Consider the following 11,528-nt stretch of genomic DNA (forward strand, 5'->3'; position numbering starts at 1 on the left):
GAACTCATGCGAGCCATCATTCTTGCGGCGGGCTTAGGCCTGCGCCTGCAACTGCCTCCCGAGGCTCAATTCCCGAAGTGCCTGCTGCGCTTCGACGACACGTCGCTTCTCGAGCGGCACCTGCGCGTGCTCGACGCGGCGGGCGTCGACGAGATCGTGCTCGCGCTCGGCTTCCAGTCCGAGAAAGTCGAGGCCGAGCTCGCGCGGCTGAACCGCCGGGCCGAGATCGTGCTCAACCCGCGCTACGACCTCGGCAGCGTGCTGACCGTCCACACGGCCGCCGACGCGCTCACGCGCGGCGGCGACGTGCTGCTGATGGACGCCGACGTGCTCTATGACGACGCCATCCTGCACGCGCTCGTCGCCGATCCGTCGCGCGCGATCGACCGCCTGCTGATCGACCGCGATTTCGAAGCGGGCGACGAGCCCGTCAAGCTGTGCGTGAAGGACGGCGTGCCGGTCGAGTTGCGCAAGCAGGTGGCCGCGGGCCTCGAATACGACACGATCGGCGAATCGGTGGGCTTTTTCCGCTTCAGCGAAGGCACCGCGCGGCGGTTGGCCGAGATCGTCGCGGGCTACGTCGAAGGCGGCCGCGCGAACATGCCGCACGAAGAGGCAGTGCGCGACCTGCTGCTCGAGGGCGGCCGCACGTTCGACATCGCCGACGTGACGGGCTCGCCGTGGATCGAAATCGATTTCCCGGGCGACGTCGCGCGCGCGCGCGACGAAGTCCTGCCGCACATCCAACAACGCACGATAGGGGCCATCCGATGAATGCACGCGAACCGAACTTCACCGAATCGCGCAGCGCGCGGCTGCGGCGGATGCTGACGAGCCCGTCGCTCGAATTCCTGATGGAGGCGCACAACGGCCTGTCCGCGCGCATCGTCCGCGAGGCGGGCTTCAAGGGCATCTGGGCGTCGGGGCTCGCGATCTCCGCGCAATTCGGCGTGCGCGACAACAACGAGGCGAGCTGGACGCAGGTGGTGGACGTGCTCGAGTTCATGGCCGACGCGAGCGACCTGCCGATCCTGCTCGACGGCGACACCGGCTACGGCAACTTCAACAACGTGCGCCGGCTCGTGAAGAAGCTCGAGCAGCGCGGCATCGCCGGCGTGTGCATCGAGGACAAGCAGTTTCCGAAGACCAACAGCTTCATCGACGGCGAGCGCCAGCCGCTCGCCGAGATCGACGAGTTCTGCGGCAAGATCAAGGCCGGCAAGGATTCGCAGAGCGATCCGGATTTCTCGATCGTCGCGCGCGTCGAGGCGCTGATCGCGGGCTGGGGAATGGACGAGGCGCTGCGCCGCGCGGACGCTTATGCGGAAGCGGGTGCCGACGCGATCCTGATTCACAGCAAGCTGTCGCGGCCCGACGAGATCCTGCAGTTCGCGCGCGAATGGAGCGGCCGCGCGCCGCTCGTGATCGTGCCGACCAAGTACTACAGCACGCCGACCGACGCATTCCGCCAGGCGGGCATCAGCACCGTGATCTGGGCGAACCATCTGATCCGCGCATCCGCTTCCGCGATGCAGGCGGTCGCGCGCGAAATCCAGGAAAGCGAAACGCTCGTCAACGTCGAGGAGCGCGTCGCGAGCGTCAACGAGATCTTCCGGCTGCAGGACGCCGACGAATACTCGGCCGCCGAGCGGATCTACCTGTCGTCGAGCTCGCGCGCGTCGAACGCGGCGCTCGTGCTCGCGGCGAGCCGCGGCAACGGGCTCGAGGCCGTCACCGGGGACAAGCCGAAGGTGATGCTGCCGATCGCCGGCAAGCCGCTGTTGCGCTGGCTCGTCGACGGCTTCAAGAAGCAGGGCGTGAACGACATCACGGTCGTCGGCGGTTATCGCGCCGATGCGATCGACACGTCCGGCGTGAAACTCGTCGTCAACGAGCGGCACGCGCAAACCGGCGAGCTCGCGTCGCTCGCCTGCGCGGCCGAGCGTCTCACGGGCGACACCATCGTCTCGTACGGCGATCTGCTGTTCCGCAGCTACATCCTGCGCGACCTCGCCGAGAGCGAGGCCGAGTTCAGCGTCGTCGTCGATTCCTCGCAGACGCAGCCGTCGAACCAGAGCGTGCGCGATTTCGCGTTCTGCTCGGCCGCCGACGACCGCGGGCTGTTCGGCCAGAAAGTGCATTTGCGCCGCGTGTCGAGCGATGCGAGCGAAGCCGCGCCGCACGGCCGCTGGATCGGCCTGCTGAACGTGCGCGGCGCGGGCGTCGCGCGGCTGAAGGCGATGCTCGGCACGCTGAAGGCGCGCGACGATTTCGATTCGCTCGATCTGCCGGCCCTCCTGAACGCGCTCGTCGACGCGGGCGAGCGGATCGAGGTGCAATACGTGCACGGCCACTGGCGAGGCGTCAACGATCTCGACGATTTCCGCCGCGCGGGCGACTTCGCGCACGGCCAGACGCCGTACGCGGAGCAGAACACGGGCAACGGGGGCGCGCGATGATCGAAGCCGCGCAGTTCGTCGAGGCGGCGCGCGAGCGCGGCTTCGACTGGTACGCGGGCGTGCCCTGCTCGTACCTGACGCCGTTCATCAATTACGTGCTGCAGGACCCGGCGCTCCATTACGTATCGGCGGCGAACGAGGGCGATGCGGTCGCGCTCGTCGCGGGCGCGACGCTCGGCGGCCGGCGCGGGATCGCGATGATGCAGAACTCGGGGCTCGGCAACGCGGTGAGCCCGCTCACGTCGCTCACGTGGACGTTCCGTCTGCCGCAGCTCCTGATCGTCACGTGGCGCGGCCAGCCTGGCGTGCCCGACGAGCCGCAGCACGCGCTGATGGGCCCGATCACGCCCGCGATGCTCGACACGATGGAAATCCCGTGGGAAACGTTCCCGACGCAAGCCGGCGCGATCGCCCCGGCGCTCGACCGCGCGATCGCGCACATGGACGCGACGGGCCGCCCGTACGCGCTCGTGATGCAGAAAGGCAGCGTCGCGCCGTACGCGCTCGATCATGCGGCGATGCCCGAGCGCCGCGCGCACGCCGCCGCGCGCGCGACGCCGCGCGCCGCTTCACCCTCGGCATGGCCAACGCGCCATGACGCGCTCGCGCGAATCGTCGCGCGCACGCCGGCCGATTCGACGGTCGTGCTCGCCTCGACGGGTTTCTGCGGCCGCGAGCTGTACGCGCTCGACGATCGTCCGAACCAGCTCTACATGGTCGGCTCGATGGGCTGCGTGACGCCGCTCGCGCTCGGCCTCGCGCTCGCGCGGCCGGACCTGACCGTCGTCGCGCTCGACGGCGACGGCGCCGCGCTGATGCGCATGGGCGCGTTCGCGACGCTCGGCGCGTACGGGCCGTCGAACCTCGTGCATCTGCTGCTCGACAACGGCGCGCACGAATCGACGGGCGGCCAGGCGACGGTGTCGCAATACGTGTCGTTCGCGGGCGTCGCGGCCGCGTGCGGCTACGCCACGGCGCTCGAAGGCGACGACCTCGGCGTGCTCGACGCGGCGCTCGATGCGGCGCGCGCGGGCGCGCACGCGCTCCCGCACGGCGGCGCGCACTTCGCGCGCCTGTCGATCCGCCCGGGCGTGCCCGACGGCCTGCCCCGCCCGACGGTGACGCCCGTCGACGTGAAAACGCGCCTGATGCGCCACATCGGCGCGACGCCGGCCTGACAAGGAGTACGAAGATGCTGTTGCTGAACCCCGGTCCCGTGACGCTGACCGAGCGCGTGCGCCAAAGCCTGCTGCAGCCGGACCTGTGCCATCGCGAAAGCGAGTTCTTCGATCTGCAGGACGAGGCGCGCGCGAGGCTCGTCGCCGCGTACGCGCTCGATCCGGCCGAATGGAGCGCGGTGCTGATGACAGGCTCCGGCACGGCCGCGGTCGAAAGCATGATCGCCGCGCTCGTGCCCGAGAGCGGCAAGCTGCTCGTGATCGAGAACGGCGTGTACGGCGAGCGGATCACGCAAATCGCGACGCAGTACCGGATCGCGCACGACGTGCTGAAACATGACTGGATGCAGGCGCCGGATCTCGCGCGCATCGCCGAAAAGCTCGACGCGGATCGCGCGATCACGCACGTCGCGGTGATTCATCACGAAACGACGACGGGCCGCCTGAACGACCTCGACGCGCTTGCCGCCGTGTGCCGCGCGCGCGGCGTGCGGATGCTCGTCGACGGCGTGAGCAGCTTCGGCGCGGAGGCGATCGATTTCGCGGGCGGCGACATCGACGCGCTCGCCGCGACCGCGAACAAGTGCCTGCACGGCGTGCCGGGCGCGGCGTTCGTGATCGTGCGCCGCCGTGCGCTCGCATCGGCCGCGAGCCGCACGTACTATCTGGATCTCGGTCGGCTCGCGAAGCTGCAGGACGCGCGCAACACGCCGTTTACGCCATCGGTGCATGCGTATTACGCGCTCGTCGAGGCGCTGCGCGAGTTCGACGAAGCGGGCGGCTGGCGCGCGCGCCACGTGCGTTACGCGGCGCTCGCCGAGCAGGTGCGCGCGGGCCTCGCCGCGCGCGGGATGCCGCCCGTGCTGCCGGAGGGCGAATCGTCGGTCGTGCTGCGCGCGTACCGGCTGCCCGCCGGCGTCACTTACGAGCAACTGCACGACGGCCTCAAGGCGCGCGGCTTCGTGATCTACGCGGGCCAGGGCGGGCTGTCGAGCGCGTTGTTCCGGATCTCGACGATGGGCGCGATCGCCGCCGCCGACGTCGATCGGCTGCTCGACGGATTCGCGGCGTTGACGCGCTGACGCCTCGCTTGGCGGCGTCGCGCCCGAACCGCGCGGCGCCGCTTTCTTCCGCACATTCGCTTCTTTCCGCGATCGCGCGGCCGCCGGCCCGGGCGCATCGCGCGTCCGCATCGCCCGCTCAGTTTCCGCTCAACGCCCGCGCTCGTACGCCGCCCTCGCCGCGTCCTTGCACGGCTCGAAGAACCACGCATGCGCGGTCAGCACCTCGTTCGTCAGCGCCGGGCCGGCGAGCGCCGGCGTGCCGACGCCGAACGGCGCGCGCGGGTGATATTCGATCGTCAGCTCGACGTGCTTCGCCTGCTCGACGCCGCGCAGCTCGGGCAGCACGAGCAGCGCCGCCTCGAAGCCGCCCGTCGCGGGGCCCGCCGTATACAGATTGCCGTCGATCACCACTTCGCCGCCGCCGACGGGCCGCGCGCCGAGATCGGCAAGCGCGTCGAGCACGTGGAAATTGGTCGTCGCGCGGCGGCCGTTCAGCAGGCCCGCCGCGCCGAGCAGCAGCACGCCGCCGCAAATGCCGATCACGTAGCGCGCGCGGCCCGCTTGCCGCCGCACGAACGCGATCACATCGTCGTCGGCGATCACGTCGGCCGGCACCGCGCCGACGACGAATGCGTCGAGATCGTCCGGACAGTCGGCGAAGGTCGTCGTGGCGGCGATCGGAAACGGCGCGTTCCTGCTCGCCGCATGCGGGCTGCTCGACGGCCGCCGCGCGGTCACGCACTGGCAATGCTGCGACGAGCTCGCGCGACGCCATCCGCAGGTGCGCGTCGAGCATGCGCCAATCTTCGTGCAGGACGGACCGATCTGGACATCGGCGGGCGTCACGGCCGGCATCGACCTGTGCCTGCGTCTCGTCTCCAACGACTGCGGCCACACGCTCGCACTCGCGCTCGCGCGCCATCTCGTCGTGTTCCTCGTGCGGCCGGGCAGCCAGGCGCAGTTCAGCGCGTCGATCGAGCTGCAAAGCGCGTCCGGGCGGTTCGCCGATCTCCACGCGTGGGTTCGGCGCCATCTGAGCGCCGATCTGTCGGTGCCGACGCTCGCCGCCCGCGTGAACATGAGCGAGCGCAGCTTCGTGCGCCATTACCGGAACGCGTTCGGCACGACGCCCGCGAAGGCAGTCGAGCGCATCCGGATCGAGACCGCGCGCAACCTGCTCGGCGAAACTGCGCTGCCCGTCAAGCAGATCGCGCTGCGCTGCGGATTCGGCAGCGTCGCGACGCTGCGCCGGAGCTTCGCGCGCGCGTTCGACACGTCGCTGCACGAATATCGCGAGCGGTTCCGCAATGCGTGACGCGCGAGCCGGATCGCGCCGGCGTCGCACGGCTCGATCGGATGTCGAACCGATTCGCGACGGCCGCGACGGCGGGCGCCGGCCGTCGCGCCGCGCGCCGGCGGACACCGGCCCGCGTGCAAACGATCCTCCGCACTGCGCGCTCGCCGCGATGGACAGCGCATCATGCTTAGGTTAGCGTAACGATCGATCCCGCCGCGGCGCGCATCGCGCGCGGCGGTCGGCTTTTCGCCTACACCGCTGTGTCATGACGTCGACCTTACAATCCCGCCTGCCCGGCTTTGCCCGCAACGCATTGCGTCCGGTGCTCGATCCCTATCGCCGCTATCGGCACGCGAAGCTGATCCATGCGGCGCGCGTCGCGCTGAGCGTGCTCGCGTCGATCGCGCTGACCACCGGCCTGCGCGTTCCGCACGGCGAATGGGCGACGATCACGGTGCTGATCGTGATCGGCGGGCTCCAGCATCACGGCAACATCCGCAAGAAGGCCGCCGAGCGCGCGCTCGGCACGCTGATCGGCGCGATCGCCGGCCTGTCGCTGATCCTGCTGCAAACCACCGTGCATCTGTCGCCGCTCACGTTTCTCGTGATGAGCGCCGCATGCGGCGTCTGCGCGTATCACGCGATCGGCAAGGCCGGCTACATCGCGCTCCTGTCCGCGATCACGATGGTGATCGTCGCGGGCCACGGCGACAACGAGATCGCCGACGGCCTCTGGCGCGCGGTCAACGTGCTGGTCGGCATCGTGATCGCGCTCGCGTTCTCGTTCGCGCTGCCTCTGTACGCGACCTACTCGTGGCGCTACAGGCTCGCCGACGCGCTGCGCGGCTGCGCGGCCGTCCACGCGCGAATCGCGGGCGAGCGCTACGTGAGCGACAGCGAGCACCTGAAGGACATGGCGAAGCTCAACGCGCTGCTCGTGCAGCTCCGTTCGCTGATGCCTTCGGTTTCGAAAGAGATCTCCGTGTCGATGCCGCAGCTCGAGGCGATCCAGCGCGGCCTGCGCCTGTGCATGAGCTCGCTCGAAATCCTGTCGAGCCTGCAGCCCCGCGCCGACGACGAAGCCGGCAGGCGCTTCGTCCAGCTCCGGATGAAGGCGGACAACCGGCGGATTCAGGAGATGCTCGTCGGCGCCGGGCGCGCGCTGAAGTTCGGCACGCTGAGCCGGCTCGGGCCGCTGCACGGGCCGGCGCTGCCAGCCGGCGAGCCGGCGCCGCCCACGCACTTGTCCGGCTATGTCTCGCTGACGGCGAAGCTCTCGCACGAAATCGAGCAGCTCAGGCAGCGGCTGCACGATACCGCGCCGCAATGGAATATCTGAGCGCGCCGTGCCGCCCCCCGCGGCACGCCCGCTACCGGAAACGCCGCATGCATCGTATCGGCGAACATGTCGAGGCAGCCGACGAATGCCGAATGCCCGCGCGTCGTTCTCGACGGAGCCGTCCGCGCATTCCGCGAGTAACGGCGACGCCTGCGCCCGTCAGCGCGAAAGCTGCGGCGGGATCGACTGACGGGCTGCGGCGCCCGCGACGGCATGCGATGAACGACGCTCGAAGAACGCATACTCGAACTGCTCGATCATGACCGCACGCCTTGCCCCGAACTCGACGAAGCTCGATAAATTCAGCGCGGAGCCGAACCAGGCTACCGCGCCCCATCGACATCAGGAATGCTCATGAGCGCCTCGCCGCCCGTCATCTTCGTCCACGGATTCATCGGCCGCGTCGGCACTCATGGCCGCGCGCCGCAGCGTATCGCGCCCGACCTGCTCGGTTACGGCGAGCATCGCGCCGCGCCGCCCGAATCGATCACGCTCGGCGCGCAAGTCGATCATCTGCGCGCATTCGTCGATACGCATTTCGGCGCGACGCCCGTCGACATGGTCGGGCACTCGGTCGGCGGCGCGATCGCCATGCTGTTCGCACATGCGCATCCGGCACGCGTTCGGCGCATCGTCAACATCGAAGGCAACTTCACGCTGGCCGACGCGTTTTGGTCGGCGTCGGTCGGCCGGATGAGCGAGACCGACGCGCAAGCGATGCTCGACGGCTTTCGCGCCGATCCGCTCGCATGGCTCGGCGGCGCGATCGATGTGCCCACGCCCACGATGCGGGAGACGGCGATCCGCTGGCTCGATCATCAGCCCGCGTCGACGCTTCGCGCGATGGGGCGATCGGTCGTTGAAACGACCGGCGATGCCGGCTATCTCGCCGCGCTCGCGCAGGTGTTCGAACGCCATCCGGTGCATTTGATCGCAGGCGAACGCTCGCGCGCCGGGTGGAACGCGCCGGATTGGGCATTCGCGCAATGCGCGAGCCATCGCGTCGTCGACGGTTGCGGCCATCTGATGATGATCGAGCGGCCCGACGCATTCTCGACATTGATCGATCGGTGTCTCGCGCCCTGACGATCGCGAGGTGGCGCCACACGCCCCCCGGGAACACGTTGCGCGTCGCCGCGTAGATCGCGGTGACGGCGAGCGGACCGTCTGCGCCCGATCGCGTAGCAGCCGACTCCGCATGGCGAATGCGCTCGCCGCGCAGTTGCGAGACGCGCGCTCGCCGCGAGCCCGCGCGCGATCGCGCGCCGCTCGTCAGCTCCGGCCTCGCGACAGCCTGCGCTTGAGCGACGGCCCGCCCTCGCGCGACCGGCAGCACACCACGACGGCCGCGAACGCAGCGCTCGATGCCGCGGTGACGACGGCCATCGGCCGCGAGGAGCCGTCGGACAGCCCGCTCAGTATCCCGCCGCACGCGGCCGTCATCGCCATCTGAATGAAGAAGAACAACCCGGATGCGGTGCCCGCGATCTTCGCGAACGGCTGCAGCACCGCAAACTGACACGCCGGAATCGAGACGCCGACGGACACCATGACGAAGAACATCGGCAAAGCGATCGACCAGACGGATGGCGGTGCGGCGAACGTCCAGATCCACAGCGCGGCCGCGCCGAACAGATTGACGACGGCGGCCGACGCGATGATCGCGTCGACTCCGAATCGGCTGCCGGCCCGGCGAAACACGTTCGAACCGATCAGATAGCCGAGCACCGTGATTCCGAATATCGCCGCATAGACGGTGGCGGATACGCGAAGTGTCCGTTGAAACAGCGTCGACGATTCGGCGATGAACGGAAAATACGTGCAATAGACGAAGCCGATCGCGAGTGAGTAGCGAACGAACCGGCGATCGCGAAGCAGCGACGCGTAGCGCTTCAGCAGACCCGCGTCGCGCTCGCTTTCCGTCGCGCGCACGCGCGTTTCCGGCAGGTAACGATGCACCATCAGCGCGGCCGCCGCCCCGCCGAACGCGAGCGCTCCGAAAACGCCGCGCCAGCCGAGCCACTGCGCGACGACTTGGCCGGCGAGCGGCGCGACGATGGGCGACAACGCCATGCCCGCCGATATCCGGCTGAGCATCGTCGCTTGCATCGCCATATCGAAGCGCTCCCGGACAACGACGCGGCCGATCACCGTGCCGCAGCAGCCGCCCAGCGCCTGGCAGACCCGCGCGGCGACGATGGCCGGAATGCTCGTCGCCATCGCGCACGCGACGGTCGCACCGAAATAGACGAGCATGCCGGCGAGCAGCACCGGCCTGCGCCCGTAACGGTCGGACAGCGGACCGGATATCAGCATCGACAGCGCGTAGCCGGCCATGTACATCGTCAGCGTCAGCTGAATCTGCGCGTCGGTGCCGTGCAGCGCGTCCGCCATCGCGGGCAGCGACGGCAGATATGCGTCGATCGTCGCGCGCGGCAGGCAGACGACGAGCATCAGCAGGCATAGCCATCCCAACTCGGGCAACGTGTCTCCAACGGTCGTGTTCATTCGGGCAAGCTCCACGCGGCCCGGATCGAATGGCCGCAGGCCAGAATTTAAAGGCGATGTGGTATAAGCCGAAGAACCACTTGATCGAATTCCGAATAGACCACTATGGCACGAGGGAAGACCGCGATCCCGCTCGACCTGCCGCGCCCGCCGGGCTTGTCCGGCCGCTCCGCGCAATCGAAGCAGGACTGCATCGGCGACGCGCTTCGCGACGCGATCTTGCGCAAGCTGCTGCCGGGCGGCAGCCTGCTGCCTTCCACCCGCACGCTCGCCGCGCGATGGGGCGTCGCGCGCGGCACGGTCGAGGCGGCATTCGACCGCCTCTGCGCGGAAGGCTACATCGCCCGCATGCGCGGCTCGGGCACGCGCGTGAGCGCCGTCGTCCCCGACGACTATCTGGCTTCGGCGCAACGCCCGGCGAAGCCCGCGTCCCGTCCGCGCGGCGAGCCGGCGGCCCACGTCGCGCGCAAGCGCGCGGCCGAGCCGGACGGTTTGGTCCGCGCCGGCGTGCCGTTCGTCGCGCGGCTGGCCGATCCCGCGCTGCTGCCGATGCGCACCTGGAAGCGGCACGTCTGCAAAGGTCTGTCCGACGCGACGCCGGCCGCGCTCTGCACCCTGTCGCCTCAGGGCGCCGAGCCGCTGCGCGCGCGGATCGCCGACTATCTCGGCCAATATCGCGGCATCGCGTGCAGTGCGGCCGACATCTTCATCACGACCGGCATCCGGCATTCGATCGATCTGATTGCCCGCACGATCGTCGGCGACGACAGCCGGATCGCGCTCGAGGAACCCGGCTATCGAGCCGCACGGCGGATTTTCGAGCTGGCCGGCGCCGAATCGATCGGCGTTCCGGTCGACCCGGAAGGCATCGACACGAACGCACTGAGCGCGCATCGCCGTGTCGCGGCCGCGTACGTGACGCCCGCGCATCAAGCCCCGCTCGGCGTGACGATGTCGGTCTCGCGGCGCCTCGATCTGCTCGATTGGGCGTATGCGCGGCACGCGTGGGTGATCGAGGACGACTACGACGGCGAATTCGGCTATCAGTCCGCACCGCTGCCGGCGCTGAAATCGCTCGACGTGCGCGATCGCGTGATCTACTGCGGCTCGTTCAACAAGACGCTTTTTTCGGGGATGCGCGTGGGCTTCATGGTCGCGCCGGCGGCGCTGCGCGCGTCGATATCGGCGCTCTCGCACGTTGCCGGGCGCTCGGTCGGCACGGTGGAGCAACTCGCGCTCGCAAGCTTCGTCGGCAGCGGCGATTTCGCGAAGCATCTGCGCACGAGCCGCCACGCGTACCTGCAGCGCCGCGATGCGGTGCTCGAGCAGCTCCGCCGGCACGCCGACGGCCGGTACGCGATTTCCGGCGAGCACGCCGGATTTCATTTCGTGCTGTGGCTCGGACGCGGGATCGACGAACGCGCGTTCGTCGAGGAGGCGGCGAAGGCCGGCCTCGTGCTCGAGCCGCTGCGCGCGTTCTCGACGCGCACGGCGCTGCCCGCCGGCGTCGTCGTCGGCTATTCGGCGTTGAGCGTCGCGCAAGCGCGTTATGCGGGGAAAAAGCTCGGGCAGTTGCTCGCCGGCATGCGGCGCGGCGGCGCCGCGTGACCGATCGGCCGCGCGGCGCTCGATGTTTCGGCACCCGATGTTTCGGCGATCGTTCGCCGCACATGTCGGACGGCG

At 69.6% G+C, this 11,528-nt stretch carries 9 protein-coding genes and 1 pseudogene; 8 read left to right on the forward strand and 2 right to left on the reverse strand.

Annotated elements, in window-relative coordinates; translation table 11 throughout:
* The first annotated feature begins 6 nt into the window (after positions 1-6).
* From BTH_RS09760 to BTH_RS09775, 4 genes are read left to right on the forward strand one after another with little or no spacing between them, the layout of a single operon-like run.
* The gene (locus BTH_RS09760) at positions 7-774 is read left to right on the forward strand and encodes an NTP transferase domain-containing protein (RefSeq protein WP_009893784.1); all 768 of its coding nucleotides are present in this window, start codon (positions 7-9) and stop codon (positions 772-774) included.
* Positions 771-2,459, forward strand: coding sequence for a phosphoenolpyruvate mutase (aepX, locus tag BTH_RS09765; protein ID WP_009893785.1), 1,689 nt, complete (start codon positions 771-773; stop codon positions 2,457-2,459). Before BTH_RS09760 ends, aepX begins: the two co-directional genes overlap by 4 nt.
* Positions 2,456-3,637 carry a phosphonopyruvate decarboxylase gene (aepY, locus tag BTH_RS09770; RefSeq protein WP_009893786.1) on the forward strand — a complete coding sequence of 394 codons (1,182 nt, stop codon included), beginning with the start codon at positions 2,456-2,458 and terminating at the stop codon, positions 3,635-3,637. Before aepX ends, aepY begins: the two co-directional genes overlap by 4 nt.
* A 14-nt stretch (positions 3,638-3,651) precedes the next feature.
* Positions 3,652-4,719, forward strand: a complete 1,068-nt coding sequence (locus BTH_RS09775) for a 2-aminoethylphosphonate aminotransferase (RefSeq protein ID WP_009893788.1) — start codon at positions 3,652-3,654, stop codon at positions 4,717-4,719.
* Between the two features lie 129 nt (positions 4,720-4,848).
* Here BTH_RS09775 and BTH_RS34775 read toward each other — a convergent pair whose 3' ends face one another.
* Positions 4,849-5,439 (reverse strand): DJ-1/PfpI family protein, encoded by a 591-nt coding sequence (locus BTH_RS34775; protein WP_011401426.1) that lies wholly within the window; start codon positions 5,437-5,439, stop codon positions 4,849-4,851.
* Between BTH_RS34775 and BTH_RS09785 the strand changes: the two are divergent.
* The 3 genes and pseudogenes from BTH_RS09785 to BTH_RS09795 form a co-directional block, all read left to right on the forward strand.
* Positions 5,357-6,016: pseudogene (locus BTH_RS09785) on the forward strand (GlxA family transcriptional regulator); the annotation flags it as partial. The gene BTH_RS34775 and the pseudogene BTH_RS09785 overlap by 83 nt on opposite strands.
* A 247-nt stretch (positions 6,017-6,263) precedes the next feature.
* Complete coding sequence (locus BTH_RS09790; protein WP_009893792.1) at positions 6,264-7,337, forward strand: FUSC family protein; 1,074 nt, start codon at positions 6,264-6,266, stop codon at positions 7,335-7,337.
* Between the two features lie 354 nt (positions 7,338-7,691).
* Positions 7,692-8,423: an alpha/beta fold hydrolase gene (locus tag BTH_RS09795; RefSeq protein ID WP_011401427.1), complete on the forward strand. Its 732-nt coding sequence runs from the start codon at positions 7,692-7,694 to the stop codon at positions 8,421-8,423.
* A gap of 186 nt (positions 8,424-8,609) precedes the next feature.
* On the opposite strand, the gene BTH_RS09800 is transcribed toward BTH_RS09795, so the two are convergent.
* The gene (locus BTH_RS09800; protein ID WP_011401428.1) at positions 8,610-9,845 is read right to left on the reverse strand and encodes a multidrug effflux MFS transporter; all 1,236 of its coding nucleotides are present in this window, start codon (positions 9,843-9,845) and stop codon (positions 8,610-8,612) included.
* Positions 9,846-9,950: 105 nt separating this feature from the next.
* Between BTH_RS09800 and BTH_RS09805 the strand changes: the two genes are divergently transcribed.
* Positions 9,951-11,453, forward strand: coding sequence for a PLP-dependent aminotransferase family protein (locus tag BTH_RS09805; RefSeq protein ID WP_009893799.1), 1,503 nt, complete (start codon positions 9,951-9,953; stop codon positions 11,451-11,453).
* Positions 11,454-11,528 lie beyond the last annotated feature (75 nt).

Source organism: Burkholderia thailandensis E264 (assembly GCF_000012365.1).
GTDB classification, from domain to species: Bacteria; Pseudomonadota; Gammaproteobacteria; order Burkholderiales; family Burkholderiaceae; genus Burkholderia; species Burkholderia thailandensis.